Genomic DNA, 26,959 nt, shown 5'->3' with positions numbered 1-26,959 from the left:
CTCTAATCTATAGCCAAAAAAACTCTATGGACAGCTTGCCGCCCAAGACTAACCAGTTTTCAGATACTCAAGAGCCAGCAGCGAGTCCAACTCAGCGCCAAGCGGTGCCGGTCAATTATGAGTACAGCCTCAATCTGCCGGAATTACTCAACCAGCTTGACTTGTCGGTGTTGATTTCCACCTACCAAGCGGGAAGAGTGGCCAGCATTGGCACTTATCAAGGACAAATGCGGGTGAGTTTCGCCCATTTTGACCAAGCGATGGGTTTAACCCGAACTGCTACCGGAATTGCTGTGGGCGCTCGTCAGGCAATTTGGCATTTACCCGCTAATCGAGAGATTGCCCCCCAGATTAAACCAGAAGGAGAACAGGATATCGCTTTTTTAGCTCGTTCCTCTCACCTCACCGGCCCGATTATGGGTCATGATTTGGCCTTTGGCAGTAATCGCCTTTGGGTGGTCAATACCTTATTTAACTGTCTGGCAACCATCGAAGGAAATTGGAGTTTTCTCCCCCAGTGGAAACCGCCTTTTATTACCGAGTTAGTCCCCGGAGACCGATGTCACCTCAATGGCTTGGCTATGGCTGAAAATAGCGGCACTCCCGTATATGTGACGGCATTGGGGGAAACCAACGAGGAAAGCCTCTGGCGAGAGAATAAAGCTCAAGGGGGATGCTTAATTGATGTGCCGAGGGGAGAGGTGATTCTCCGGGGTTTAGCCATGCCCCATTCTCCCCGTCTTTACCAGGGTAATCTCTATTTCCTCAATTCCGGTTATGGAACCTTGAACCGTTGGCATCCCCAAACTGGCAGCACGGAAATCGTGGCGGAATTGCCCGGTTTTACCCGGGGTTTGGACTGTTGGGAAGGTCACGCCTTTGTCGGGTTGTCCCAAATTCGGGAAACGGCAATTTTTGGCGGTTTACCCCTGGATGAGCGACGCAATCAATTGCGGTGCGGGTTGGCTATTATCAATCTAGCTACCGGTCAACTGGTGGCAACTTTTTGGTTTAATAGCGGCGTGGAGGAGGTTTTCGCCGTCTCCGTCCTCCCGGGCTACCGCAACCCAGCGCTAATTGGACCAGATACCGACCTCGACGGCACTCAATCGGTGTGGATGGTGCCTTCTTTGCCAGCTTAAGTACCTAATGGGACTTAAACGCTCAACAAAGGTTTAATCGAGTATAATCGTTACAGAATAAGCACTTTACGTTGAAAAATCAGCGATGAAAGAGACAACCCCAGCCGCGATGCCCCCGTGCTTTGACCGATGGTGTCGGCGGTTTGACAATTGCTTCAAAAACGAAGCGCAAAAAAACGGCTTCAGACAATATTTAGGAGGATTATTAGGGGAAAGTGAGAGGAAAAACCTGACTCAAATGGCCAATAATGCCGTCGGAGTAGTTTATAACCGATTACATCACTTTTTGACCGAATCGCCCTGGTCAGACCGTCAGGTAAATGAATGTCGCTTGCAAGTGATGAACCAATGCCGCCAGACGCAAATCCCCCGAGGATTTACGCTGATTGTCGATGACTCAGGACATCGAAAAAGTGGCAATCTGACCGCCGGAGTTGGGAGGCAGTACTCGGGAGAAATTGGCAAGACAGACAACGGAATAGTCGCCGTCACTACTCATCTCTACGACGGCAAAAAAAGTGTCCCCCTAGACATTGAAATTTATCAACCGGCTAGTTCCTTAGCCGAGGGGAAAGAAGACAAAGAATTTAAGAAGAAACCAGAGATAGCGATAGATTTAATTGACCGGAGCTTAACCAGAGGCTATCGACCGAAAATCGGGTTAATAGATGCTGGTTATGGCAATAACACGAGTTTTCTAAAAGCCCTGGAAGAAAGAAAGCTAAAATACTTAGGAGGAGTAGCCAAAAATCGAAAAGTAATTATTGAAAAAGAAGGGGGTGTGGAAGAAACAATCCAGCTTGAGCAACTAGCAAAAAGCTTATCAGAAGGGGATTTTGAGAAAATAACTATTCAGCTAGAGCGAGAAAAAACGGTTTGGGTAGCAGTATTCAGTGCGAAAATATCTAGCCGAGAAGGAGAAAGGAACTTTGCTATCGTCATCAAGGCAAGTTCAATTGAAAAAGCTACAGAGGTGGACTATTTCATGACCAATGTAGTTGAGGCAGATACAGTAACAGCGTCGTGGATAGTGAGGACTTACACCGAAAGAAATTGGGTGGAAGTATTCTACCGAGAAGCCAAAGGATGGTTAGGGTTAAGAGAATATCAAGTCAGGGATAAACGAAGCTTACTTCGTCATTTTATCTTGGGGTTTTGTGCCTATACATTTATCTTGTGGCATAAGTTAACTGGGGGATTGCAAAGGCGGTGGGCGAATCGACCTTTAAACACTTTTGTGGAAGCCTTGGAAGCTTTTCGGACAGCGATGTCTTTCCGTTTCTTTGAGTGGCTGACCGAGAATCGGGATGTGTTTGCCGCTTACAAAGCCAGTTTAGGCTTTGTTTGGGCTTGAAATTTGTTTAAGTCCCACTAAGCAAAATTAATTACACAAATCTAACCCCCCCCTTGCCTCTTGCCTCTTGCATGAGTGCCTTTCTTCACTAGGAAATTTATTTTGCACGACTACTTAACTGTTTAATTTTCACCCTTTATTGAGGAAAAAATCATGTCAACTCCTTTTTTAGTTAAGGATATCTTCCCCGGTTTCTATAGCTCCTTCCCCCAAAATCTAACGGCGGTGGGCAATACCCTGTTCTTCAATGCCTTTGACGGCGTGAACGGTCTTGAATTATGGAAAAGCGACGGCACGGCGGCCGGTAGGGTTCTGGTGGCCGACATCCGCTTCGGCGCCTCTGGCTCCTACCCCCGCAATCTGACGGTGGTGGACAGCACCCTGTACTTCCGGGCCAATGACGGCGTGAACAATGATGAATTGTGGGCCTTAAATGTGAGTACGCTCGCAATTCCCACCCTCGCCATTGCCGCCACCAGTGCCAACCAAACCGAGGGCAACAGTGGCAGTAAAGCCTTCACCTTCACCGTCACTCGTGCGGTTAATACCACCGGAAGCAATAACGTCAACTGGGCAGTTACCGGCAGCGGAACCAATCCCGCCAATGCCACTGATTTTGTCGGGTCCGTGTTACCCAGTGGGGTAGTGAGTTTTGCGGCGGGGGAAACCTCAAAAGTAATTACCGTTAACGTCCAGGGAGATACAACGGTAGAACTGAACGAAACCTTTACTGTCACCCTCTCTAATCCCACCAACGGCGCTACTATTACCACCGCTACTGCTACGGGAACTATTCAAAATGATGATGTAGCAATTCCCACCCTCGCCATTGCCGCCACCAGTGCCAACCAAACCGAGGGCAACAGTGGCAGTAAAGCCTTCACCTTCACCGTCACTCGTGCGGTTAATACCACCGGAAGCAATAACGTCAACTGGGCAGTTACCGGCAGCGGAACCAATCCCGCCAATGCCACTGATTTTGTCGGGTCCGTGTTACCCAGTGGGGTAGTGAGTTTTGCGGCGGGGGAAACCTCAAAAGTAATTACCGTTAACGTCCAGGGAGATACAACGGTAGAACTGAACGAAACCTTTACTGTCACCCTCTCTAATCCCACCAACGGCGCTACTCTCGGCACTCCATCTACGGCAACCGTGACTATTGTTGACGACGACTCCGTTCCTTTTTTAGTTAAAGATATCTTCCCCGGTTTATCTGGTTCCTCCCCCGGCTATCTAACGGTGGTGGGCAACACCCTGTTCTTTCGGGCCAATGACGGCGTTAACGGCACTGAACTGTGGAAGAGCGACGGCACGGCGGCGGGTACGGTTTTGGTCAAAGACATCCGCCTCGGTTCGGGGGGCTCCGACCCCGGCTTTCTGACGGCAGTGGGCAACACCCTGTTCTTCCGGTCCTTGGACGGCGTGAACGGTCAGGAATTATGGAAGAGCGACGGCACGGCGGCGGGTACGGTTTTGGTCAAAGACATCCGCCTCGGTTCGGGGGGCTCCAGCCCCTACTATCTAACGGCGGTGGGCAACACCCTGTTCTTCCGGTCCTTGGACGGCTTTAACGGTCAGGAATTATGGAAGAGCGACGGCACGGCGGCCGGTACGGTTCTGGTCAAAGATATCCGCCCCGGTTCGGGGGGCTCCGACCCCGGCTTTCTGACGGCAGTGGGCAACACCCTGTTCTTCCGGTCCTTGGACGGCGTGAACGGTCAGGAATTATGGAAGAGCGACGGCACGGCGGCCGGTACGGTTCTGGTCAAAGATATCCGCCCCGGTTCGGGGGGCTCCTACCCCCGCTATCTAACGGCAGTGGGCAACACCCTGTTCTTCCGGTCCTTGGACGGCGTTAACGGCACTGAACTGTGGAAGAGCGACGGCACGGCGGCCGGTACGGTTCTGGTCAAAGATATCCGCCCCGGTTCGGGGGGCTCCTACCCCCGCTATCTAACGGCAGCGGGCAACACCCTCTTCTTCCGGGCCAATGACGGCGTGAACGGTTATGAATTGTGGAAAAGCGACGGCACGGCGGCCGGTACGGTTCTGGTCAAAGATATCCGCCCCGGTGCCTCTAGCTCCAACCTCCGCAATCTGACGGCGGTGGGCAACACCCTGTACTTCACTGCCGATGACGGCGTGAACGGTTATGAATTGTGGAAAAGCGACGGCACGGCGGCCGGTACGGTTCTGGTCAAAGATATCCGCCCCGGTGCCTCTAGCTCCAACCCCCAAAACCTGAGAGTAGTGGGCAGCACCCTGTACTTCACTGCCGATGACGGCGTGAACGGTGAGGAATTGTGGAAGAGCGACGGCACGGCGGCCGGTACGGTTCTGGTCAAAGATATCCGCCCCGGTGCCTCTAGCTCCAACCCCCAAAACCTGAGAGTAGTGGGCAGCACCCTGTACTTCACTGCCGATGACGGCGTGAACGGTCGGGAGTTATGGGCCGTGAGTACCCCCGCAATCCCCACCCTCGCCATTGCCGCCACCAATGCCAACCAAACCGAGGGCAACAGTGGCAGTAAAGCCTTCACCTTCACCGTCACTCGTGCGGATAACACCACCGGAAGCAATAACGTCAACTGGGCAGTTACCGGCAGCGGAACCAATCCCGCCAATGCCACTGATTTTGTCGGAGGAGTGTTACCATCAGGAACCGTGAGTTTTGCAGCGGGGGAAACCTCAAAAGTAATTACTGTTAACGTTCAGGGAGATACAACGGTAGAACTGAACGAAACCTTTACTGTCACCCTCTCCAATGCCACCAACGGCGCTACTATTACCACCGCTACTGCTACGGGAACTATCAATAATGATGACTTTATCGGTATTTCTGGTCCGGACACCCTTGCGGGAACCTCTGGAGCAGATGCCCTGACTGGATTAGATGGTAACGATACTTATACGGTAAATGATGCCGGGGATTTGGTCATTGAAGCTCTCAACCAGGGAACCGATACCGTGCAAGCTTCCATTTCCTATACCCTTCCTGACAACGTGGAAAATCTCCTTCTCACTGGTACTGGTAATTTTAATGGCACGGGTAATGGCTTAAATAACCAGATTACAGGGAATAGTGGCAATAATAGCCTCAATGGTGCTGCTGGAATCGATACTTTAACCGGTGGGGTGGGGACAGACATCTTCATCTTCCAATTTAGTCAGTCCACCTCGACAGCCCTAGACCGAGTTACGGATTTTGCCATTGGTACTGATAAAATTGACCTGCTTAGTCAAGCTGGTGCGGCCATTAATGCCCCGGTCGCTTTTACCCGGGCCGCAGATAGCACCACGACCAATATTAACACCATTGTTACTAACGTCTTTACCGATGCTAATGGGGCAACAGCCGGAAATCAAGCTCTCGGAATTAACAGTGCTGTTTTAGTGCGGGACAATAGTTCTTCTACTTACCTAATTATCAACGACGGTACGGCGGGTTTCCAAAGTGCTAATGATTTGGTGATTAATCTGACTGGGTTAACGGGTACTTTCCCGGCGCTCGGCACTATTGCGGTCAATAGTTTCTTTGTCTAAATTAATGGGGGGGGATTAATTCTCCCCTTTTAATATTTTTCTCTGTTTAGAACAGAAAAATTGGCTATACTGGTGATGAGAGTATTTATCGTCTGAATTTTTGTGTCTGCAAGAGATATTTACCACGACACTGTAAAACTTGCTTTAGAGAAGGACGGGTGGGCAATCACTCACGATCCTTTTCCACTTCAAATTGGCAAGAAGCGTTTATCCGCTGATTTGGGAGCAGAACGCTTAATCAGTGCGGAGAAAGAATTGCGGAAAATTGTCGTTGAAGTGAAAAGCTTTGTAGGACAGTCTGACGTAAAGGATTTACAGCAAGCTTTAGGGCAGTACGTCTTGTATCGTCAAATCCTTAACGAGATGAAGGTTGAGCGAGTTCTTTATCTGGCCATATCTCAGCCAACTTTTAACAGTGTTTTTAGTATAGAATTAGGGCAGGTATTGCTAAAGAACCAGATTGTGAAACTAATTGTCTTTGATGATGAAAGTGAGGTAATCATGCAATGGATACCCGATTAAAATATCAAGGTATTATTAAGACTGTTCTCCAGAATCATGCTAACTATCGTGCTACCTTACCTGATGGCTACACTTCTCAGGTTATATTTGATGATGAACGAGGACATTATCTAGTTTTAGATTTCGGTTGGAGTGGTAATAAGTATCTCCATGCAACACCAATTCACCTTAGCTTGGTTGTCGATAAAGTCTGGATTCAATGTGATGAAACGGAGGAAGGTATAGCTACTGATTTGATGGAGGCAGGTATTCCCAAAGAAGATATAGTACTCGGCTTTCGTTATCCTAAAGTACGCAAATATACGGGATTTGCTGTGGCTTAGTGACCAGAAATGTTGAATCTGTACATAAAACTTTATACACAAGCTGAAATTGCAAAAGTGGTTTAGACAAACTCAATTATAAACAAAGTAATTCAATTGATAATTTAATTGACCTTATACTATTTTTAGCCCTGAAATATATGATAGCGATGATAGTTTTTAAAATCCAAATCTGGTGAAAAGCGAGCGGGAACATTTAAAGTTTTACCGCGATAGTTGATAAAATTTAGTTCTAACGTCTCGCTACCTTGATCCTGAGCCTTTTTTTCGATCTCATGGCCAATAATTAATCTTAAATCCTCATCGAAACTAATTAAACCTCGATCGAAAGCAGTATCATGAGTACGAGCTAGGCACAAGCCATTATGAGGGTTTAAACGCTGTTCAGGAAATTGACTCCAGGGTAATATATGACTAGCTGTTAGTAAGAGAGGAATGGGATTTCCTGTAATACAGCAACGATAGTTATATAGGGCTAAAATTGTCTTTCTAAAAAAGTTTTGTCCGATTCTAACTTTTCTGATTGCCTCAGTTTCTGTTTTGATCTTTTCCGAAAAATCAAGTCTAGTAAAATCCTCTTGCTGCTCGTTGATAACTCCTAAAATAACCTGTAATTTTTCCTGACTTTACAGTTTAAAAAAGTCCCTAACAAAATCTACTAATTCTGATAAAGGACTAATAAAATCTTGGGATTTTTGTCTGTTTAAATCTGTCTCTTTTTCATTATCTAGTTTTTTGGCCAAAAATGCTTTATCAAAAAATTTTAACATTCCTCGTTGCTGAGGATTGTTAATTTCGTTGTAAAAATTAACTGTAACAAAACAGATAAGAGGAATTTCTGGAACATTATAGTTAATGCCGTATTTTTCCTTAATTTTAGAGCCATGATCATTAGCTATTTCTAACAAAAGTTTCCATTTATAGGTTTGCGATGCTCTTTCTCGCAAAGAAGTTTTTAAGGATAAAATTATACATTTAGGATAGGGTATTTCTTGATTATTACCATCACTTATCTTTGCAGAAGTATGGTAAGAATAAATGATCAAATCACAATCTGGTTTTTGTTGTTCTCCATCACCCAATTTAATAGTGGATATATTTTCAAATCCTCGAACAGCAGATTTTTTATTAGTTATATAAATATGTTGATCAATATTATTAATTTCCTTATTTTTGAGAAAAATATAGATAACCGCATAGGGAAATATGTTTCCTACCACAGCTTTGGCAGTTTGTTTTTCATCTTTTATCAATCCCTGAAGCTTTCTTTGTTTAATAATTTTTTCTACTTCATCTTTTGAGCCTTGAATAACTTCATAGAGATAATTGAAAGCATTTTGATATATCTCTACATCTTGAATTGCTAAAATAGCGTCTATTTTCGAGATCACCGGTTGCATATAATAAGCATTCTTAATTGTCTCGATTAATTCATTTTCCTGAGCATTAAAACTATAGATATCACTCATAAATCTTTAGGACTAAAAAACTAGGGCAAGTTCTAATTGTTTGATCATTGGATTTTTGCGAGATGAATCAAGCAAATTTTTCTGATCTAAAATAGGATTATTCAGACTTAGCAATATCTCCCTTCCTATTGCCTCTACTACAGGAGGTACAACCGCATTACCAAACTGTTTATAAGCTTGATTATCAGATACAGGAATAATGAATTTTTCAGGAAATCCCATCAATCTTGCACATTCTCTTGGTGTTAGACGACGGGGATTTTTTCCCTGTTGAGGGATCAAAATTTCGGAACCATCTTTATAATATCTAGCACTCAAAGTTCTGGCAATACCCTCTAAATTAACCAATCCATAACCGAAACCATTCCCTTTTTCTTTATGTTTATCAGCATACTTCTGTAAGTAATCCCAGAGATGATCTGTTAAAGTATATTTACTATCAACTTCCCCTTCAAGAATATCTTTAATTTTAGGATGAATATCTGGTATTTCTGGAAACATAAATCGGCTAGGTTTCTCAAACCCAACAATAAAAATTCTTTTTCTGTTCTGGGGAACAAGAGAACGAGCATCTATGACCTGATAATAAATATGATAATTTAAATCCTCTGATAGGGTATTTTTAATCACTTCAAATGTTTTACCCTTGTCATGACTCTGTAAATTTTTGACATTTTCTAAAATGAATGCTTTCGGTCTTTTTTCTCGAATAATTCTGACAACCTCGAAAAAAAGTGTTCCTTGAGTGGGATGATCAAATCCATGGCGAGTACCTAACGCATTGTGTTTAGTTACTCCAGCTATGCTAAAAGGCTGACAGGGAAACCCAGCCGTCAATATATCATGATCTGGTATTGTTAAAGCGGGAATTAAAGTAATATCTCCTTCGGGACTATCGTTAAAATTAGCTTCATAGGTTTTTTGAGAAAATTTATTCCACTCCGATGAAAAAACACACTGACAACCCAGATTTTCAAAAGCTATTCTAAAGCCTCCAATGCCGGCAAATAAATCGATAAATTTGACCATTTTACCTTAATATTTTCCTAGGGATGATATTCCCTGATTATAACCAACAAGATAGCTAAAGTACAAGTGAATTAACCACCTTAATCCTGTTTTAATTGTTAAGATAGATACGACTGATTTTCCTAGCAGCCCAAAATAATTCAGTCGCACCTTTTTGACATTCAAATCAAATCGGGAAAAACTTCGCGCACTGCTGGATGAATTAACCGATGATTGGCGACATTTAACCCCTTAGCGAGGGAAACATCTTGATCCAAGGCTTTTAACCCATGGTCGGCTAATTTAATAACGTAGGGTAGGGTACTATTATTTAAAGCTTGGGTTGCCGTCCAGGGTACTGCTCCAGGCATATTAGGCACTCCATAATGTACTACTCCCGACTCCAGGTAAGTCGGTTGACTGTGGGAAGTGGCCCGCAGAGTTTCCACGCAGCCCCCTTGGTCCACTGCCACATCGACAATTACGGAACCAGGGTTCATTTTGGCGACTAAAGAGCGAGAAACTAGAGTTGGCGCTCGTTTTCCTAAGACTAACACCGCTCCAATCAATAAATCGGCCTTAGGAACCACATTTTCTAATTGTGCCGGGCTACTATAAAGCAATTCTACCCGCGAACCGAATAAAGTTTCTAAATAGGCCAAGCGCTCGACGTTAATATCTAAAATAGTTACTTTTGCCCCCATACCGATGGCAATTCTGGCCGCTTCCGTACCCACCACACCACCGCCAAGGATAACCACTTGTCCAGGACTCACCCCGGGGAAACCCCCCAGTAAAACTCCCCTACCTCCCTGTTGTTTTTCCAGATAGCGGGCCCCAAATTGCACCGAAAGACGACCGGCAATAACACTCATGGGAGTTAAGAGAGGCAAGCGACCATCGGCAAGCTCGACCGTTTCATAAGCGATCGCAGTTGTTCCCGACTCGATTAATGCTTCCGTTAAATAGCGCTCGGCCGCTAGGTGTAAATAGGTGAATAGGAGAGCTTCCTTGTTTAAAAAGCCGTATTCTGCCTTAAGCGGCTCTTTTACCTTAACAATTAGCGGTTTATCCCAAACTTGGGCCGCTTTTTCCACAATTTTGCCCCCGGCTTTTTGGTAATCCTCATCGCTGAATCCGGCGCCCAACCCGGCGGCCGTTTCCACAAATACCCTATGACCGCGATCATTGAGTACACGCACACTACTAGGACTCAAACCGACGCGAAACTCCTGATCTTTAATCTCTTTGGGGACACCTATTTCCATGGTTTGCTTCTGGGGGACTATTTCTAATACCATTTTTCTTTATTCTTGGCAGGTATCTTCTACCCTTGCCCCCCGATGTCGGGGGGTTGGGGGGGTGGGGGGTTAGGGGTGAGGGCGATTAACCATCTCTGCCATTACTTATGAAAAATGGTATAACTACTTTAGCCTGTTAGTCCTAGTCTGCGAGTTATCAGGCATAGTATTGGGGAATTTTAGCGACTTTTTTGGTATTCTTCCAGCAAATCGATTAAATCTATCTGACATTTGCTGGGTAACAAATCCGCTAGAGAAACTTGCAGATGACCTCCTCCGAGGGTGACTTTAATCTCCCGCAGGATAGACATGACTGCATTCTCGCTTAAGCTGTCGTTTTCGAGCAAAGGGAAGACTTTTTCGGCAACGACGCTGTGTAAATGTGCTTCCCGGAGATAGAGATGCCATTTAGCCACGTCAATGTAGATATTGTCGCCGATTTGGGCCGCCAGATTTTCGATGTCCTGAGTTGTGTTAGCCATGGGATGTTACCGAGTAGTTAGCGATCGCCGCTATATAAATCAAATGTCCCACCAATAGAATAGCCCAAATTCCCGTGAACAGATTTAACCAAGTCCAATCGGAAAATTTAATGATATGAAAAAACCACAACCCTGAATTAATCGCTAAAAAACCCGCTACATGAACGGCGAAATTCATGCGATCATCTAAACGTCGGAAAGCGGGATCGTTTTTGCGATCGGGTTGACGGGGCCAACGGGGAGGCATAAGCAGTGATCAGTTGTCAATTATCAGTTATCAGTGTACCGTTTTTTTTGGCTAAGTTTAAGTTGCCAGAGTGCCTATCCTCACCAAGAAGTTAATTTTGTCCTATCACTTATCTACTGGTGGCGATTTCCACTTCGGGTAAGATTTCTAAAGATAAACGGGTTCTGACAGTGCCGGAAAGACGTTTAAGCAGTTGTGGGCGTAAATCGCGCAGAATATAGATTAATTCGTCTCCTGTGCGCCATTCTTCCCTTTCTGTGACTACCTGTAGGGAATTATCGCGACGCAATAGTAGGGGCAGCAGTTCGCCATTTTCAATTAATTTAGTCAATCTGGTTTGTTGTTCGCTCAAATCATCGGCTTTAAAGATAGTTTTACCCAATTTAATCTGATTATCGTCTAAATACTGATTCCATTCCTTGACCGAAAAACTAGGGAGAAAAACCTGATTAACCTTATTTTTATCTGGGTTAGGGGTTCCCGCAAAGGCAGCCAACAACCGGGGAGGATGAAATTCCTCGCTGGCTCTTTGGGCTAAAACCAGATTAACCTCGCTATTATTAGTCAAAACCAGAAAAGTCCCCATGGATTCGATGCCCGCTTCTTGCAGTATTTTTGTATCAAGTGCGCTACTCTGCAGCACCGTCAAACCGTCTTCTTTTGCTTGCTGACAGGCCCTGGCATCCGTATCGATTAAAACCACGTTTTCTCCTTGTTCTTGGAATAAACAGCCGATTAAGCGACCTAGGGGATTACAACCGACGATTACTGCCCCTGTTGCCGCAGAAGAAGTGATTTTTAGCCCTTTTGCCACCCACCGCGCCGTTAATCCCTGAATAAAAACGGTCATTAAAATTGTTAAAAAGACTAAAGCTTTGATCGCTTCACCGCCATTAATACCGGCACGGGTGAGTAAAATGGCAAATAAAGAAGCTACGGAGGCAGAGACGATTCCTCTAGGGGCAACCCAAGCGATAAATAGCTTATGTCGCCAATTTAGGTCACTTTTTAGGGTACACAGAGCCACACTCAGGGGACGTACCACCAGCATCAAGACTAACACCGTCAGGACGCTGCCCCAACCCAAAGCGATCACACTGGCGATCGAAAGATCCGCCGCTAGTAAAATAAACAGTACCGACACGCAAAGAGTCGTTAATTGACCCTTAAAACGTCTTAATAACCGCTCATCGGGAACTGCCGCCGCTTTTAGCACAATTCCCGCCATTACCACCGCCATTAACCCCGATTCACTGCGACTAAATTGCGATAAACCAAATAACCCCCAGACTCCCGCTAAAACCACGAGATTCTTTAACTCAAAAGTCAAAAAATTGCAAGTTTTTATAATAAAACTTAACAATCCGCCTCCAGCAATGCCGATCGCCGCCCCGATGCCTAAACGTAGGGTTAAACCGGTGATAATTTCCATGGGGCGGGCATGACTATCAATAATCGTATTTAGCACCACTACGGCTAAAATTGCGCCCACAGGGTCGATTAATACCCCTTCCCCTTCCAGAAGCGTCGCCACCCGTCGATCTACGGCGACTTGCTTCAGCAAAGGCCCGATCACCGTCGGACCGGTTACTACCACTAAAGAAGCGTAAAGAAAAGCGATCGGCCAGGGAAATTCCCCCAACCAGTGGGCTGCCATACCGCCACCGATGAGAGTGATGGAAGTACCGAGGGTGACAAGATTGCGTAAACTGCCAGAAACTCGCCCTAATTCTCGTCCGCTTAAGCTTAAACCGCCTTCAAATAGGATAATCGCCACAGAGAGAGCAACAAGGACTTCTAAGCCAATTCCCAGACTTTGGGGCTGTAAAATTTCCCAACCATCGGACCCTAAAGCAATCCCAAAAATGAGCAGGAAAACAATACTGGGAACTTTCAGGTATTCGGCGATGACTTGGGCTGTAATCCCCGCCACCACAGTGATGACAATTTGCAGAGTAAGGGCGAAAGATGGATCCATGTTTAGCGATCGGTTATCGGCTATCGAGGCGGGGTTATGGTTGGGGTTTAATGATTCTAATTATAGTTTTGATTCCCGCTCCGGCCCGGTCGGGAGGAAATACCCGCTCAATCTTGTAGAGTATTGACATCCTCACCGCGCTCTCTGCGGCGGTGATTCCGGGTAGATCAAACAAGCTATAATCATTTCAAATAAGTATGATACAAGTAAAAAATAGGGTAAAATAAGGAGAAACAAGCAACCCATACAGAAAAATGTCCTATAGCCTAGACTTGAGAAAAAAAAGTAATTGATTATGTAGAGAATGGAGGAAGCATAACCAAAGCCGCCGCTCTATTTAATATAGGAAGAGCCACAATATATAGATGGCGTTCGTAGCGAAAAACTGGAAGCAACAAAGGTAAAACACCGTCAGAGAAAGCTGGACTGGAAAGCACTGTCAAAAGATGTCCAAGAAAATCCCGATGCAAGATTAAGAGACAGAGCCGAGAAGTTTGGAGTCAGACCAAGGGCTATTTGCTAGGCCTTAAAGAAAATGAAAGTCACCAGAAAAAAGAAGTAACTTCGTTATAGAGAAAGAAACTGAGAAGAAAGAATAAAATACTACAGATTGCTGAGGAAATTGATTAAAATATATGGAAGTGAAAGCCTTGTATTTATTGATGAGTCAGGGTTTGAAGGATTTCAAGCCTGTTTTTATGCCCGATGCACAAAAATGGAAGAAAGTCTGGGGAGATAGACAAGGAAAACGAGGAAAAAGAGAGAACCTTGTCGCTGGGAGAAGAAAGGGAAAAAAAGACTTTATTGCACCGATGGTATTGACGAGAAGCCTGAATGCCGAAGGTTTTGAAGGGTGGTTATCTTTATATTTATTGCCCTCTCGCGCCCATAACATCAGTATTAATTATGGATAAGGCACCAATTCATCGGAAGACAGTCATTAGACAACGGCTCGGCTGATCTCGCCGAACGCCTGGTAGAGGAAGCAGGTCATCAGGTAGTGTTTTTGCCAAAATATTCTCCTGATTTAAATGATATCGAACATGATTTTAGTGCATTAAAGAGAGCCAGAATCTATGCTCCTTTGGGTACACCCCTTGATGAAATTATTCGTACTTATTGTGTTACTTAGTGTCTCGTTCTTATTTGAAATAACTAGATCAAGATCTGGGGGCAGATTATTACGAACAACAGTATCGTCAACGGCTAATCAACAATCTCTCGAACAAGGCGCAAGCTCTTGGTTTTCAACTGGTTGAGGCTTCCTCAGCCTGAGTTTAGATTCGGTTGAGTTATCAGTGAGGGATTGGTTGGAGAGATGGGTGTTAGGGGTTAGGGGTTGGGGGTTGGGGTTGGGGAGAAGGGAGAGGGGAGAAAAAAGCGTTCGACAAAAGCTCACGCCGAAGTCTGACGGCTAAAAAGCTGATAACTGATAACCCACGAGAAAATATAATTGTAGCTACCTACCCATTCCTGATTAATTCCTATGGCAGAAGAAACCACCACCCCCGCAACTCCAGCAGCAGCAAAACCGGCTCAACCTGCGGCTGCTAAAAAACCCAAGGAGCCTACCGTCGAGGAAAAACCCTTTGCTGAATTTATTGAGCAGCATTTTCAGCCGGCACTGGCGGCAGCTTTGCAAAAGCTGGGTATAACTGATATAAAGCTGTCCTTTAAACAGGATAAAATTTCCGTGCAGGGCTTTTCTAGCTCTCCCTGTTGGCAGTTAACTGGCAATTGGCTCGATGGAATGCGTCAATTTAGCATTTATTTTTGGGAAGAAGACATCAATGGTAAAAAGGCTTTTTCGCAAGCTGAGGGCGGCGCTCAACCTAGTACCCTTGAATCATTTATGATCGATGAAAGGAAAGTTAGTCTTGATTTACTGTTGTTTTACACCCTGCAACGGCTTAACGGTCAAAAGTGGTTGACGAGAAACTAAAATTGCTGAGGATTAGCGATCGAGAAGGGGGGTAAAATGAGTATAGACGACCACCGCTTATCGATCGCTAATAGTAATTATGCGTGTATTTGTACTACTTTTTAACGCAGGCACAGAAAACGAAGGTATCCACACGATTCAAATGGGAGCTATCAATAAGGTGTTGATGTTTGAATCAGAAGATGATGCCACCCGCTATGCGCTGCTGTTAGAGGCACAGGATTTTCCGACTCCCACGGTAGAGAAAATTGATTCCGAGGAAGTGGCAGAATTTTGTCGCGGAGCCGGCTATCAAGCGGAAATGATTGAAGCGGGTATGTTGGTAATTCCCCCCGAAAGCAATGCCGAGGAGTTGGATTGGCAAAAAGAGGAGTTTTCCGAGATTCCCGATGCGGAGTTAGACAGCATCCGTCGTCGTCTAGAAGGACTTTTGTAATCCAGTGATTCAGTGAACAGTAATCAGTAGTTTGGAGTCAGAAGACAGGATAGTAAATCAATATTGTTCACTGATAACTGATAACTGAATATGACAACCGTGGGGGAATTGGGCGAAAATTTGGTGGCGGATTGGTTGCAATTACAGCAATGGCATATCCTCCAGCGTCGTTGGCGTAGTGCTGGCGGTGAAATCGATTTAATCGTCTTGTCTAAATCCCAAGCGACTCTCGCTTTCGTCGAGGTGAAAACCCGCAGTGCTGGCAATTGGGATTTAGGGGGCAAATTAGCGATCGATGACCGTAAACAAGGGAAAATTTACGGAGCTGCCCAGATATTTCTCGCCTTTTATCCCCAATGGTCTGATTTAAGCTGTCGCTTCGATGTGGCGTTAGTTAGTTGTCAAAAAAGTTCTCTATTAGCTTTACCTGAGTTTTCCCTTGATTATCCCTGTCAGCTACGGGCAGGTTATCAATTGCAGTTACAGGAATATCTCGTGGCGGTTTTCTAAAAACACAATAGGCCCGCCTAGGGAGGCGGGCTTCATCTTGTACAAACGATATGGACTCCTAAAAAATTAACGGACTCAATATAATAGAGGTTTACGGAACCCACAACAGTCTATCTGTCAACTATCAAGATTTCTCAGTTTACCGACTCAGGTGCTGATTACGGATCACTCCATCTGTCCTATATCGAGCAACAGAGGCGAAACCATACTTTACTTTACAAACTTCGAGAATCTGCGTCCGATTTAGCTGTTGCGTTGAGCTAGAGCAGGTGGCACAGGCTCTAGGTCTTTTTGCCTGAAAGGAAGTTGAGTCGCTTCCCTTGTGCCTTATGTTTTTAATATAACACCTTTGTCGGGACTCGATCGAGCTTGTGATTAAAGTTTACACTTATTGATTTTTAGTAAAAATTGCCGTTACAAAACTATGGGGTGTGGGGTGTGATTACTGATTACTGATTAGGGACTGAATTTCCTCTTTGTAGGCAAAAGGAGCGCGACTGAGAGCATCTTGAAAGAGGGGTTGAGCCTCTTGATTTTTACCCTGTTCTTTCAGTACGATCGCCGCCGCTAAAATCGGTCGGAAATCGTTCACATCCATCTGTTGAGCTTGTTTATAGGCTTTTAAAGCTTCCGGATAATTTTGCTGCTCGAAATAGATTTTGCCTAAAAGTAACTGAACGGAAACGATATCGATTAAACTAGCAGGATTATTAGGATCGGCAGCAGCTTTTAAAGCGCGATCAATCGTGTCTTTGACCAGACTAATCGCCTCGATATGGCGGTTTTGGCTGAGAAATAAATTAGTTAATCCAGTTAAGGCCCGTAGATCTTGGGGATGGGAGGCTAAAAGGGCGCGATAACTGCCCGTGGCTCCTGAATAATCCTCTATTTGCTGTTTCGCTTCTGCCAAAAGTAGTAGATAATCGGATTGTTGGGGGTTAAGTTGCGCTAATTTTTCTAAAGGTTCGATCGCTTGCTTTAAATCGCCCTGCTGTAAGCGAGTATCTAATAATCCCCGCAAAGCCGTCTGATTATCGGGTTCACGCTCTAAAACCATCTGATAACCCAGGGCTTGACTGGCTAATTTCTCTTGTTCCACTGCGGACAGATGACTCTGGTCCGAGGAGTGCTGACTCTGGAGAATAGAAGTCAATAGCGGCATGATCGAGAAAGACAGCAAAGCAAATAACATCAGGACGAGACCGATGGACAGCCAACGACGTTGAGAGAGAGAAGCTTTCATAGACTGGGGTGCGAGGGGACAGACAGGAAAATGTTATGGAAATCTAGAGATTTGATTAGGGGATCGATCGAATTCGCCGCTCTTTATTGAGTACAATGGGCAAACAGTCAAGACTCAAAAGGGTTTTGACTAGGTTGACAGTCAAAAGATCATGGTTCTTAATATATTAGATGCCAGTAGAGTCGCCCTAGAGGGTTATTGTAACCCCCCAGATCGCGCTTTTGACTTGCTTGATTACTAATTTACTATGTGTCTCCGCCGCTAGGAGTGTGATATGAATCGTACTGGGAATCGGTTTACCGAATCACCGAAAACCCCCCCGACTCCTGAAGTGGAAATTCAGGAAGTCCCCCTTGAATCCCCCCATACTGAGGCTGATTTAGCCGTAGAGTCAGCCACCCCCGCAGAAGTCAAACGTCAACAACCGATCCCCCCTCCCAGTCATCTGCGGCAGTATCGGGCGATCGGTCTCGTCTATGGCCATTATCAGCGATCGGAGGAACAATTAACTAAAGGCAATATTTTAACTGCCGATGGTACTCTGATCGATTCTGTGATTCTCGGTCGGGTGATCAGTTTGGTCAAAAATCATCTCGATCTGGAAAAACCCCATCTGTGGGTGGTTTATCCGCGCACCCGTCAGGAAAATGATGCCCTTCATGTTCAGATTGTCGGTGTTTGGGAGCCAGCAACCCTGAAAAAAGAGGATGATCGAGAGATAGAACCTCTCCTCGCTTCTACCCCAGGTTATTTCTCGATTCGAGGCGAAGTCATCTTTACCGAACGGGAAAATCAAGCGGTAGTGGTCAAAATCCGACAAATGCCTAAAACTGAAGCGGAAAAACCCAAGTTTTTTAAACTAAAATTGCGCGGTACTTTACCCAGTAAACCGGTCAGTCGTTTTTGGGATTTTCAGGTACAACTTAAAGGGGATGCCTTAACTATTTTGGAAGGTTTAGACCTAGGTTTTGCCAGCAAGAAAAAACCGACGGGTAAGGGAGGTTTTAAAAAGCCTTTTGATAAAAATCGTCGTCCCTCGGCCGATAGATATTCTCGACCGGAAGGGGAAGGAGAAAAGCGACCTTTTCCCCCCGGACAATCCCCTATCCCTCGGCCTTCCCGACCCAAACCCGTATCGGAAAACTAATTTTTTTCTAAGGATGGGTGAGAAACCCATCCCTAGTCTAGGACTTGGTTTTGGGAGTTACTTGATAGTTAGTATTGGGAATATAAGCGCGAATGTTATAACTATAATCTGTTCCCAAAATCTCGGCGATAAAAACCGCTAACTCAGTGCCTAAAATCGCTTCATCGGCAGAATTGAAAGATTTATAATCTTCTATTAACCATTCTTGACCACCATTAACTAAAGTACATCTAAATGTACCAAGAGATTCGGCAATTTCTGGATTTTCTGTATAGTTTCTCGTTTTTACTTTCCCCGCACTATCTGCCCTCAAACACAATTGATTAAGTTCTGCATAAAATTTGGCAGGAATTTTGTCTAAATCACCCCCTTTAGTCACCCAACGCATAAAAAGATGGAAAGACCAAGGAAGATTGAGGTAAACTAGATAAGATAAATAAGATAAACCCAGAATAATTGTTAAATATAAGGAGGAAATCAGGAATTTATTATATTTCTTTTTTTGGTAGCGATTTAAATGTTTAGCTAAATCTAGCTTTGATTTTCTCATGAATTTTAATTAGGGTTTGCTGAAAAAGTTTGTTGGTGGGGTTAGGAGTCAGGCTTCGGCCGTGAGACTTCGGACGTTCGGCGAGACTTCGGACGTTCGGCGAGCTCAGTCGAGCCGCGTGAGCTTTTGTCGAACGCTCAGTCGAGCGGACGGTGAGGCTTCGACGGTGAGACTTCGGACGTTCGGCGAGCTCAGTCGAGCCGCGTGAGCTTTTGTCGAACGCTCAGGCTTCGACGGTGAGACTTCGGACGTTCGGCGAGCTCAGTCGAGCCGCGTGAGCTTTTGTCGAACGCTCAGGCTTCGACGGTGAGATCAGCCGAACCGCCGAACCGCCGAACCGCCTGTCGAACCGCCGCGTGAGCTTTTGTCGGGCGCTCAGGCGAACGGGGTCGGTCGTCAGGAGTCGGTCGTCAGGAGGGGAAGTCAGAATAACAGAATGGCCTCGCGCACTGGTATCTGGAAAGTGCAAGGGTTTTGAGTCTCTATTTCGATTTCTCAACGTTTGTTTCTTGCACTTTTTGGGCTAAAAAAGTCCCAAAACCGTTTTCTATTAAGGCTTCCAGTAATTTTCAGTCAGAAGTAATTCGTCAAGAATAAGATGTATAAAAAAATCCTGCGTTTTGCTCCGATTGTCCTGTCCTTGAGTTTGTTTATTCTAGCGGTCTGGGCAATTAGTCAAGAATTTAAACACTACACTTTTGCCCAACTGTTGGCTAGTTTAAATCATCTTACCACAAGTCATAAGCTAGAAGCTATTTTTTGGATGGCTTTGGGTTATTTGTCGATGACGGGTTATGATCGCCTAGGTTTTTATTATATCAATCATCTCTTAGCTTTAGGCACTATTATCCGCATTTCTATTAACCATTCTTGACCACCATTAATCAATGTACATTTAAATGGACCAAGAGATTCAGCAATTTCTGTATGGTTTCTCGTTTTTACGTCCCCCGCACTATCAGCCACCAAACATAATTGATTAAGTTCTGAATAAAATGTGGCAGGAATTTTGTCTATGTCCACATCACCCCCTTTAGTCACCCAAGGGATAAAAAGACGGAAAGTCCAAGGAAGATTGGTGTAAACTAGATAAGATAAACCCAGAATAATTGTTAAAGATAAGGAGGGGATCAGGAATTTATTATATTTTCTTTTTGGGGATCGGTTTAAATGTTTAGCTAAATCTAGTTTTGATTTTCTCATTAATTTTAATTAGTCAGAAGTAATTCGTAAAAAGTAAGATGTATAAAAAAATCTGGCGTTTTGTTCCGATTATCCTGTCCTTGAGTTTATTTATTCTAGCGGTCTGGGCAATTAGTCAAGAATTTAAACACTACACTTTTGCCCAACTCTTGGCTAGTTTGGATCATATTACCACAAGTCGTAAGCTAGAAGCTATTTTTTGGATGGCTTTGGGTTATTTGTCGATGACGGGTTATGATCGCCTAGGTTTTTATTATATCAAGCATCCCTTAGCTTTAGGCACTATTATCCGCACTGCTTTTATCAGTTATGCCCTTGGTAATACCATTGGTTTAACCTTATTTTCTGGGACGGCGATCCGTTATCGTTTCTATACTCCTGCGGGGGTGGGGGTGGTGGACATTGCCAAAGTTATTACTTTTACCCATTTATAGCGGTAAGCGCTTGAGTGAGATACAGACCAAGCTTTGCCTAGCATGGTTTATAGCTTGTGACACTGTACCTAATACGACTGCACACCGCTATAAGCTAGTGAGGTACACATATTTTTCTTCCCTTTTGACTTTTGCCTCTTGCCTTTTGCCTAAAACCCATAACTTTTGTACCTCAGCAGACTGAAAAACGCTATAAGCTTTTGGTTAGGAATGTTAGGGATTGGTGGTTTAAGTTTCCTCCTCGATCCCCAAAGGATTCCTCAACTGTTAAAATTACCTTTTTTAAGTACCAAACCTTTAGGAGTAATTTTTTTATTGCTGGTTACGGGATATTTTTTGTTGACTATCACCTATAAAAAATCCATAAGAATCGGCAAAGAAAATATCTATTTACCCAGAAGTGTTGAACGTTGAGAAAAGTCAGAAAAAAAATGCTATTATAGATAGAATCTAGACAACTTATTCCCCTCACAATAGGGAGTTTGCCCTGATGACGAATTTTTCAAAACTCATAAAAGAGCTTCTCAAACCACTGCCTAAAAATGACTACCCCGCTTTAGATACTTTTACATTTTTGTCCTGTTGGATTGGTTTTGCTTTAGATAAAAGCATCGTCAGTATGAGGGACTTATGCAGTAGAATGGTACTTCAAGGAATTAATGTAAATTTATCCACATTTTCTAAGGCAAGCAAAATTAGAGAAACAAGTCCATTTGAGAAAGTCATTGTCGAATTAAATAAGCGTTTAGTTGCCAAAAAAGGAATAGAGAATGCGCGAGCTTTATTTCCTATTGACTCAACAATAATTAGCTTAACCAGTAAATTACTATGGTCCCAGGGATGGCATCAAGTAAAACTATTCTCTGGTCTTAATAGTATCACAACAGAGGTGGTCGGAATACTCATCCATTTTGGTCAAGGTCATGACTCAAAAGAAGGAGGAAAAACGATAGAAGCAATTCCTGTAAATGGAGTTGGAGCAATGGATAGAGGATTTGCGTCTAATCAAAGAATCACCGAATTATTAGAGAGTAGTGACAAGCATTTTGTCTTGAGAGTGAAAAATAATATTAGCCTAGAGATGCTCGAAAATGGCAAGTGTAAACTCGGAAAAGATAAAAGACAAATAGAAGTAAGAGTAGTCGCTTTTTGCGACCTAGAAAGTCAAACAGAATTTCGGCTGGCGACAGATTTACCTCTAGAAGGAGAAGGAGCAGTTAGTAATGAAGAAGTTGCCGAAATTTACATCCAAAGATGGCAAATAGAACTGCTGTGGAAATTTTTAAAAATGCATCTAAAGTTGGATAATCTAATCACTAAAAACGAGAACGGAATCCGCCTACAGATCTATAGTTGCATTATCGCTTATCTGATTCTACAGCTAATAGATATTGAAGAAGGATTTGGGAAAAGCTTATTAGACAAACTGCGCTATTTACAGAGTTTCATGTGTCAACATATTAGCTATGTACACTGGTTCCGGAGGATTGTCTATTCAATTTAAAATTTGATGTTATAGGGGTATTATGCTTGTCAATGTAAAGTTTTATTACAGGATTCAACGTTTCTGCTATTTACCCTCTTGTAATCTTTCTCTAGCTTTGATTTTGTTGACTTTTATTGATTGGATATTAGCCGCTAGAGTTCTATATCTTCTTCTCCCGGGCAGCTACAATACTTCGTTTTTAGGATTTTTCGGTCTCTATGTATTTGCCATGACGGCAGGGGTATTAAGCAACGTGCCGGGGGGAATAGGTGTTTTTGAGTTTATCATGCTGAGATTGCGCCCCGAATATGTATCTAATGCCGAGCTTTTAGGTTCTTTAATCGCCTATCGAGCTATTTATTATTTGCTGCCTTTAATTGTCGCTTTTGTCTGGTTGTTGGGTTACGAGGCGCGCAGAAAATAATGCCCGCAAATTAGCTTAAACGGACAAAAAAAAGTCCCCATGCCGTCATAGCTGGGGAGCATCAATCTAGTAGGCTAAAGTTTCTAAAGTTTCCCGTAGATAGGAACAAATGCGAGCATCAGCATCGTCTCTATTTTTACCTGATTCTAGTTGTTCTTGCTGCCAACGCCGAAAACCGGAACTAGCGGCGATGGCTTGTTTTAAATGCTCCCAAGTGTGATGATCTTTGTGAAGTGGGGTGTCAGAAAATGTGGTGGAGTTGCCCATCTTTACCTCTGGTGGTAGGGTTGCACTTTTTAACATAACTTAAAAATGGCTGGAAATTCTGATAACTGGGACACAATTAGGCAGAAAAAGGTGTTGCCTAGCGGGAAAGCTGCGGGGATGCCAACACCTTTTTTGAGGAAATATAGCCGATTTTTAGGAGATTTTGCTGGTTTCTGCCGCTTCTTCCGCCTCCACTTCCGCATTTAAAGCTGCGGGGGGAATGGGGATAGGAAATACCGACGGCAGCTTAGCGGCGGCATCTTCAGGAGGCTGCCCGGAGTGAAAACGACGGTAGCTTAAAACACCAGCTACGGTGATTGCTCCTGTAGCGGCGGCAACCCCTAAAATAAGTTTGTTAGCATCGACAGGGAAGGTGGTATTGCTGCCAAAAATGCCTTTAGCTTTAGCGAAAGCACAAGCGGAGGCACTGCCAGCATCAAGAGTACCTAAAACAATACCACTGACGAGGGTGGCACTAACGGCGATGGAGGTGAAAAAAGTTTTCTTCATAATTGCCTTGGGGATAGGTTGTCAATAGCGATTATCCTTGCATTATAGATATCTCCATCACAATTGTCTATTTTATTTCCGTTGGTGACATTGAAATAATTTTGTTTAAGGATAATGAATTATCAATATCGTGTTGGGGGTAGTCTTGCCTATAACCATCCTACCTATATCGAGAGAAATGCCGATCGAGAACTGTTAACGGCGTTAAAAAATGGTCAATTTTGCTACGTTTTTAACTGTCGTCAGATGGGCAAATCCAGTTTAAGGGTACGAGTGACCCATATTTTACAGCAATCGGGCATGGATTGTGCGGCGGTAGATATAACCAGTATTGGTAGTAATGATAATTTATCCCAATGGTATAACGGCGTGATCACCCGTTTGTTTTTAGGATTTAATCTGACGGGAAAAATTAATCTTAAATCCTGGTTGCGCGAGCGAGAGGATTTACCCCCCGTGCAGCGTTTGGGACAATTTATTGAGGAAGTTTTATTAGTTTATTGTCGGGGAGAGAAAATATATATTTTTATCGACGAGATCGATAAAATTCTCAGTTTACAGTTTTCTCTAGATGACTTTTTTTCCCTGATTCGTTATTGTTATAACCAAAGGGCGGAAAATTCCCAGTATGAAAGAATTACTTTCGCTTTATTCGGTGTTGCTACCCCAGCAGATTTAATTCGCGAAAAGACCCAAACATCTTTTAATATCGGCCAAGCGATCGAATTAACAGGATTTAATCTTGCAGAAATTGCTCCTTTAGCCGCGGGATTATCCGGTCAAAGTAATTATCAACCCGACTGGTTAGAAAAAGTTATTTTTTGGACGGGAGGACAGCCATTTTTAACCCAGAAAATTTGTCAGCTATTGCGGGAAACTAATTTAGATATTGAGACGCTGATCAAAGAGAAAATTATTAATAATTGGGAATCTCAAGATGAACCAGTTCATCTGCGAACTATTGCCGATCGCTTGTTAAGAAATCAAGACAAAGCGGGTCGTTTGTTAGGTATCTATCAACAAATTTTAGAAAAGGGGGCAATCGCGTACGATGATAGCCCAGAACAAAGGGAATTAAGGTTATCGGGGTTAGTGGTTAAAAAGGATAATCAATTAGTAGTTTATAATCCTATTTATCGAGAAATATTTAATTTTAATTGGGTGGAAAAACAATTAGAGCAATTGCGTCCCTACTCAGAAGCGATCGCCGCATGGCAACAGTCTAATTATACCGATGAATCGCGGCTTTTACGCGGAAAAGCTTTAAATAATGCCCTCGATTGGTCTCAGGGGAAAAGCTTAAGTAATCTTGATTATCAGTTTTTAACTGCTAGTCAAAATCTCGATAAAAGAGAGGCGGAAATTAGCCTAGAAACCCAGAGGCAAGCTAATAAAATTCTAGCAATCGCTCACCAAAAAGCCACCAAGAGAATTCAAATTGGCTCGGTAATTTTAATTGCTTCTCTTTTGGGTTCTCTCTTAGCTTTTATTCAGGTAAAACAAGCGTGGCAGCAAGTAGAAACCGCTCAATTGGGTATTCAACTACAGCGCAATGGTGACAGTTATTGGCAACAATTTCAATTTGAAGAACTAGAATCTTTAATTGCGGCCATGCAAGCAGTAAATAGTTTAAAAAATATCGTTACTGATGGGCAAATCTTGGGTAAATATCCTGCTACCAGTCCAATTATTACCCTACAACAAATTTTAGATCGCATTCAAGAAAAAAACCAACTGCAAGGACACCGGGGAACTATTTATAGTGTTAGTTTTAGTCCAGATGGTCAAAAAATCGCCACTGCTTCTCAGGATGGGACGGTAAAAATTTGGAATAAAAAAGGTGAGAATATTCAAACTTTGACAGGTCATCAAGGGGCAGTTTATAGTGTTAGTTTTAGTCCAGATGGTCAAAAAATCGCCACCGCTTCCGAAGATAAAACCGCCAAAATTTGGAACTTGCAAGGGCAAAATTTAGTCACCTATTCTGACCATCAAGAATCAGTTTATAGTGTTAGTTTTAGTCCCGATGGTCAAAAAATTGTGACTACTTCCAGGGATAAAACCGCTAGATTATGGAATTTATCAGGTCAAACTTTACAGGTATTTAAGGGACATAAAAGATCGATAGATGCAGCTAGTTTTAGTCCCGATGGTCAAAAAATTGCCACCGCTTCCCGGGATGGTACGATTAAAATCTGGGATTTATCAGGTCAAATTATCTTGAGTTTGGGTAAAGAAAATATTGAGGCTTTTTATAGTGTTAATTTTAGTCCTGACGGTAAAAAATTTGCCGGAGCAGCGGCAGATAAAACTGCTAAAATCTGGGATTTACAGGGAAATTTAATAGCTAGTTTACAGGGACATCAAGATTTTGTCAACAGTGTTAATTTTAGCCCTGATGGCCAGTTTATAATTACCGCATCTAGTGACGGTAGTGCTAAAATTTGGGGAATGCAAGGGGAAGAAATAACCACTCTTAGAGGACATCAAGAATCAGTTTTTACTGCTGTATTTAGTCAAGATGGAAAAGAGGTGGTAACTGGATCGAGTGATGAAACGGCTAAAATTTGGCAGCTGAACAATTTAAATCAAGCTAAGGCCGATAATACCAGTGTTAGCATTAATTCTCAGGGCAATATTATCGCTATTGCTAACAAAGATGGTCAGATTACTTTACTCAATTACCAGGGGAAAAAAATTAGAGAATTTGCCACAAAAATGCGCTCAATCTATAGTATAGCTTTTCATCCCGATGGTAATCAGATGGCGATTACAGGAAGAAATGGAAAAGTCCAAATCTGGAGTCAAAAAGGAACAATGCTTCAAGAATTTACTGCCAGTCAAGTACCGATTTATAGTCTTGCTTTTAATGGAGAGGGAACAGCAATAATCACGGGAACAAGCGAGGGAAAAGTTCAATACTGGCATTTAAGTAATTATCGGCCTCAATTAATTAATTCCTGGAGAGCCGATGATAATATTATCTATGATTTGGTGTTTTCTCCCGATCAACAAAAAATTGCTACGGCTGCCCGGGGAAAGATTAAAATTTGGGATTTGCAGGGTAATATTTTAAAGGAGATTAAAACCGATTCTTTTCCCGTTTATGGAGTTAGTTTTAGTCCCGATGGTGAAAAAATCGCCGCTATTTCAAGGGATGGTACAGCTAGACGCTGGGACATGGACGGAAATTTGCGCTCGGAGTTTAAAATAGAAGAAGATATCGTCTATGGGATCGCTTTTAGTCCTGATGGTCGAGAGATTGTGATTATTGCTAGGGATGGTCAAAAGCATCGATGGCCTTTAGAAACGGAATATAATTATTTACAAAAATTGCTCGATCAAGGTTGTCTTTGGTTAGGAGATTATCTCGAAAATCGTCCCGAAAAACGAGAAGCTTTATCCCTGTGTACTAGGAAAATAAAACCATCGAATTAA

At 43.5% G+C, this 26,959-nt stretch carries 22 protein-coding genes and 6 pseudogenes; 16 read left to right on the top strand and 12 right to left on the bottom strand.

Annotation, left to right across the window (positions count from 1 at the left end):
* Positions 1–26 precede the first annotated feature (26 nt).
* The 5 genes from RAM70_RS15975 (at position 27) to RAM70_RS15955 (ending at position 6,884) form a co-directional block, all read left to right on the top strand.
* Entirely contained in the window at positions 27–1,142 is a 1,116-nt protein-coding gene (locus RAM70_RS15975) for a TIGR03032 family protein (protein ID WP_045357495.1), read from the top strand.
* 85 nt (positions 1,143–1,227) lie between these two features.
* The gene (locus RAM70_RS15970; protein ID WP_312674597.1) at positions 1,228–2,496 is read left to right on the top strand and encodes an IS701 family transposase; all 1,269 of its coding nucleotides are present in this window, start codon (positions 1,228–1,230) and stop codon (positions 2,494–2,496) included.
* Between the two features lie 153 nt (positions 2,497–2,649).
* The gene (locus tag RAM70_RS15965; protein WP_312674595.1) at positions 2,650–6,039 is read left to right on the top strand and encodes an ELWxxDGT repeat protein; all 3,390 of its coding nucleotides are present in this window, start codon (positions 2,650–2,652) and stop codon (positions 6,037–6,039) included.
* A gap of 102 nt (positions 6,040–6,141) precedes the next feature.
* Entirely contained in the window at positions 6,142–6,561 is a 420-nt protein-coding gene (locus RAM70_RS15960) for an element excision factor XisH family protein (RefSeq protein WP_045357470.1), read from the top strand.
* Positions 6,546–6,884: a XisI protein gene (locus RAM70_RS15955; RefSeq protein ID WP_012268251.1), complete on the top strand. Its 339-nt coding sequence runs from the start codon at positions 6,546–6,548 to the stop codon at positions 6,882–6,884. The genes RAM70_RS15960 and RAM70_RS15955 overlap by 16 nt, the downstream gene beginning before the upstream one ends.
* Before the next feature lie 125 nt (positions 6,885–7,009).
* Here the strand turns inward: RAM70_RS15955 and RAM70_RS15950 are convergent, their stop codons facing one another.
* The 7 genes from RAM70_RS15950 to RAM70_RS15920 form a co-directional block, all read right to left on the bottom strand.
* Positions 7,010–7,336 carry an HNH endonuclease gene (locus RAM70_RS15950; RefSeq protein ID WP_274518322.1) on the bottom strand — a complete coding sequence of 109 codons (327 nt, stop codon included), beginning with the start codon at positions 7,334–7,336 and terminating at the stop codon, positions 7,010–7,012.
* Between the two features lie 174 nt (positions 7,337–7,510).
* Positions 7,511–8,353 carry a BsaWI family type II restriction enzyme gene (locus tag RAM70_RS15945; protein WP_045357464.1) on the bottom strand — a complete coding sequence of 281 codons (843 nt, stop codon included), beginning with the start codon at positions 8,351–8,353 and terminating at the stop codon, positions 7,511–7,513.
* A 12-nt stretch (positions 8,354–8,365) separates the two neighbouring features.
* Positions 8,366–9,382: a DNA (cytosine-5-)-methyltransferase gene (gene dcm, locus RAM70_RS15940; RefSeq protein ID WP_045357462.1), complete on the bottom strand. Its 1,017-nt coding sequence runs from the start codon at positions 9,380–9,382 to the stop codon at positions 8,366–8,368.
* 161 nt (positions 9,383–9,543) lie between these two features.
* Entirely contained in the window at positions 9,544–10,629 is a 1,086-nt protein-coding gene (gene ald, locus RAM70_RS15935) for an alanine dehydrogenase (protein ID WP_288002706.1), read from the bottom strand.
* Positions 10,630–10,841: 212 nt separating this feature from the next.
* On the bottom strand, positions 10,842–11,144 hold the full coding sequence (locus RAM70_RS15930) for a DUF3181 family protein (RefSeq protein WP_002761852.1): 303 nt from the start codon (positions 11,142–11,144) through the stop codon (positions 10,842–10,844).
* Positions 11,137–11,391 carry a hypothetical protein gene (locus RAM70_RS15925; protein ID WP_002761850.1) on the bottom strand — a complete coding sequence of 85 codons (255 nt, stop codon included), beginning with the start codon at positions 11,389–11,391 and terminating at the stop codon, positions 11,137–11,139. Before RAM70_RS15925 ends, RAM70_RS15930 begins: the two co-directional genes overlap by 8 nt.
* A 109-nt stretch (positions 11,392–11,500) precedes the next feature.
* Positions 11,501–13,369: a cation:proton antiporter gene (locus RAM70_RS15920; RefSeq protein ID WP_045357460.1), complete on the bottom strand. Its 1,869-nt coding sequence runs from the start codon at positions 13,367–13,369 to the stop codon at positions 11,501–11,503.
* Between the two features lie 254 nt (positions 13,370–13,623).
* Here RAM70_RS15920 and RAM70_RS15915 point away from each other — a divergent pair.
* The 4 genes and pseudogenes from RAM70_RS15915 to RAM70_RS15900 all read left to right on the top strand — a co-directional run bounded on the left by RAM70_RS15915 (position 13,624) and on the right by RAM70_RS15900 (position 16,257).
* Positions 13,624–14,501: pseudogene (locus RAM70_RS15915) on the top strand (IS630 transposase-related protein).
* 354 nt (positions 14,502–14,855) lie between these two features.
* The gene (locus RAM70_RS15910; RefSeq protein WP_045357455.1) at positions 14,856–15,311 is read left to right on the top strand and encodes a DUF2996 domain-containing protein; all 456 of its coding nucleotides are present in this window, start codon (positions 14,856–14,858) and stop codon (positions 15,309–15,311) included.
* Positions 15,312–15,390: 79 nt separating this feature from the next.
* Complete coding sequence (locus RAM70_RS15905) at positions 15,391–15,747, top strand: DUF3110 domain-containing protein (protein ID WP_045357452.1); 357 nt, start codon at positions 15,391–15,393, stop codon at positions 15,745–15,747.
* Positions 15,748–15,837: 90 nt separating this feature from the next.
* Entirely contained in the window at positions 15,838–16,257 is a 420-nt protein-coding gene (locus RAM70_RS15900) for a YraN family protein (protein ID WP_312674589.1), read from the top strand.
* Positions 16,258–16,699: 442 nt separating this feature from the next.
* On the opposite strand, the gene RAM70_RS15895 is transcribed toward RAM70_RS15900, so the two are convergent.
* Positions 16,700–17,500: a tetratricopeptide repeat protein gene (locus tag RAM70_RS15895; protein ID WP_045357448.1), complete on the bottom strand. Its 801-nt coding sequence runs from the start codon at positions 17,498–17,500 to the stop codon at positions 16,700–16,702.
* Positions 17,501–17,774: 274 nt separating this feature from the next.
* Between RAM70_RS15895 and patR the strand changes: the two genes are divergently transcribed.
* On the top strand, positions 17,775–18,647 hold the full coding sequence (gene patR / locus RAM70_RS15890; protein WP_045357446.1) for a heterocyst master regulator PatR: 873 nt from the start codon (positions 17,775–17,777) through the stop codon (positions 18,645–18,647).
* 37 nt (positions 18,648–18,684) lie between these two features.
* On the opposite strand, the gene RAM70_RS15885 is transcribed toward patR, so the two are convergent.
* Positions 18,685–19,197, bottom strand: a complete 513-nt coding sequence (locus RAM70_RS15885; protein WP_190381163.1) for a hypothetical protein — start codon at positions 19,195–19,197, stop codon at positions 18,685–18,687.
* A gap of 598 nt (positions 19,198–19,795) precedes the next feature.
* Between RAM70_RS15885 and RAM70_RS15880 the strand changes: the two are divergent.
* Positions 19,796–20,050 (top strand): annotated as a pseudogene (locus RAM70_RS15880) (hypothetical protein); the annotation flags it as partial.
* A 2-nt stretch (positions 20,051–20,052) separates the two neighbouring features.
* Here RAM70_RS15880 and RAM70_RS15875 read toward each other — a convergent pair.
* Positions 20,053–20,400 (bottom strand): annotated as a pseudogene (locus RAM70_RS15875) (hypothetical protein); the annotation flags it as partial.
* A gap of 38 nt (positions 20,401–20,438) precedes the next feature.
* Here RAM70_RS15875 and RAM70_RS15870 point away from each other — a divergent pair.
* The 4 genes and pseudogenes from RAM70_RS15870 to RAM70_RS15855 all read left to right on the top strand — a co-directional run.
* Positions 20,439–20,831 (top strand): annotated as a pseudogene (locus RAM70_RS15870) (hypothetical protein); the annotation flags it as partial.
* A gap of 198 nt (positions 20,832–21,029) precedes the next feature.
* Positions 21,030–21,230 (top strand): annotated as a pseudogene (locus RAM70_RS15865) (hypothetical protein); the annotation flags it as partial.
* A gap of 91 nt (positions 21,231–21,321) precedes the next feature.
* On the top strand, positions 21,322–22,338 hold the full coding sequence (locus tag RAM70_RS15860; protein ID WP_288016859.1) for an IS4 family transposase: 1,017 nt from the start codon (positions 21,322–21,324) through the stop codon (positions 22,336–22,338).
* A gap of 55 nt (positions 22,339–22,393) precedes the next feature.
* Positions 22,394–22,744 (top strand): annotated as a pseudogene (locus tag RAM70_RS15855) (lysylphosphatidylglycerol synthase domain-containing protein); the annotation flags it as partial.
* Positions 22,745–22,810: 66 nt separating this feature from the next.
* Here RAM70_RS15855 and RAM70_RS15850 read toward each other — a convergent pair.
* Together RAM70_RS15850 and RAM70_RS15845 are read right to left on the bottom strand one after the other, a co-directional pair.
* Positions 22,811–23,047, bottom strand: a complete 237-nt coding sequence (locus tag RAM70_RS15850; RefSeq protein WP_080603301.1) for a hypothetical protein — start codon at positions 23,045–23,047, stop codon at positions 22,811–22,813.
* Between the two features lie 117 nt (positions 23,048–23,164).
* The gene (locus RAM70_RS15845) at positions 23,165–23,521 is read right to left on the bottom strand and encodes a hypothetical protein (protein WP_045357439.1); all 357 of its coding nucleotides are present in this window, start codon (positions 23,519–23,521) and stop codon (positions 23,165–23,167) included.
* A gap of 114 nt (positions 23,522–23,635) precedes the next feature.
* On the opposite strand from RAM70_RS15845, the gene RAM70_RS15840 reads away from it, so the two are divergent.
* Positions 23,636–26,959 (top strand): WD40 domain-containing protein, encoded by a 3,324-nt coding sequence (locus tag RAM70_RS15840; RefSeq protein WP_190381165.1) that lies wholly within the window; start codon positions 23,636–23,638, stop codon positions 26,957–26,959.

The organism is Microcystis wesenbergii NRERC-220, from assembly GCF_032027425.1.
GTDB classification, from domain to species: Bacteria; Cyanobacteriota; Cyanobacteriia; order Cyanobacteriales; family Microcystaceae; genus Microcystis; species Microcystis wesenbergii_A.
Note: the sequence above shows the minus strand (reverse complement) of the source record. Positions and strands in the feature narration are given on the sequence as shown.

Bases quoted from the DNA above. Each gene is read 5' to 3' on its own strand.
- RAM70_RS15975 (WP_045357495.1), top strand. From the start codon at position 27: ATGGACAGCTTGCCGCCCAAGACTAACCAGTTTTCAGATACTCAAGAG.
- RAM70_RS15970 (WP_312674597.1), top strand. From the start codon at position 1,228: ATGAAAGAGACAACCCCAGCCGCGATGCCCCCGTGCTTTGACCGATGG.
- RAM70_RS15965 (WP_312674595.1), top strand. From the start codon at position 2,650: ATGTCAACTCCTTTTTTAGTTAAGGATATCTTCCCCGGTTTCTATAGC.
- RAM70_RS15955 (WP_012268251.1), top strand. From the start codon at position 6,546: ATGGATACCCGATTAAAATATCAAGGTATTATTAAGACTGTTCTCCAG.
- RAM70_RS15945 (WP_045357464.1), bottom strand. From the start codon at position 8,353: ATGAGTGATATCTATAGTTTTAATGCTCAGGAAAATGAATTAATCGAG.
- dcm (WP_045357462.1), bottom strand. From the start codon at position 9,382: ATGGTCAAATTTATCGATTTATTTGCCGGCATTGGAGGCTTTAGAATA.
- ald (WP_288002706.1), bottom strand. From the start codon at position 10,629: ATGGAAATAGGTGTCCCCAAAGAGATTAAAGATCAGGAGTTTCGCGTC.
- RAM70_RS15930 (WP_002761852.1), bottom strand. From the start codon at position 11,144: ATGGCTAACACAACTCAGGACATCGAAAATCTGGCGGCCCAAATCGGC.
- RAM70_RS15925 (WP_002761850.1), bottom strand. From the start codon at position 11,391: ATGCCTCCCCGTTGGCCCCGTCAACCCGATCGCAAAAACGATCCCGCT.
- RAM70_RS15920 (WP_045357460.1), bottom strand. From the start codon at position 13,369: ATGGATCCATCTTTCGCCCTTACTCTGCAAATTGTCATCACTGTGGTG.
- RAM70_RS15910 (WP_045357455.1), top strand. From the start codon at position 14,856: ATGGCAGAAGAAACCACCACCCCCGCAACTCCAGCAGCAGCAAAACCG.
- RAM70_RS15905 (WP_045357452.1), top strand. From the start codon at position 15,391: ATGCGTGTATTTGTACTACTTTTTAACGCAGGCACAGAAAACGAAGGT.
- RAM70_RS15900 (WP_312674589.1), top strand. From the start codon at position 15,838: ATGACAACCGTGGGGGAATTGGGCGAAAATTTGGTGGCGGATTGGTTG.
- RAM70_RS15895 (WP_045357448.1), bottom strand. From the start codon at position 17,500: ATGAAAGCTTCTCTCTCTCAACGTCGTTGGCTGTCCATCGGTCTCGTC.
- patR (WP_045357446.1), top strand. From the start codon at position 17,775: ATGAATCGTACTGGGAATCGGTTTACCGAATCACCGAAAACCCCCCCG.
- RAM70_RS15885 (WP_190381163.1), bottom strand. From the start codon at position 19,197: ATGAGAAAATCAAAGCTAGATTTAGCTAAACATTTAAATCGCTACCAA.
- RAM70_RS15850 (WP_080603301.1), bottom strand. From the start codon at position 23,047: ATGTTAAAAAGTGCAACCCTACCACCAGAGGTAAAGATGGGCAACTCC.
- RAM70_RS15845 (WP_045357439.1), bottom strand. From the start codon at position 23,521: ATGAAGAAAACTTTTTTCACCTCCATCGCCGTTAGTGCCACCCTCGTC.
- RAM70_RS15840 (WP_190381165.1), top strand. From the start codon at position 23,636: ATGAATTATCAATATCGTGTTGGGGGTAGTCTTGCCTATAACCATCCT.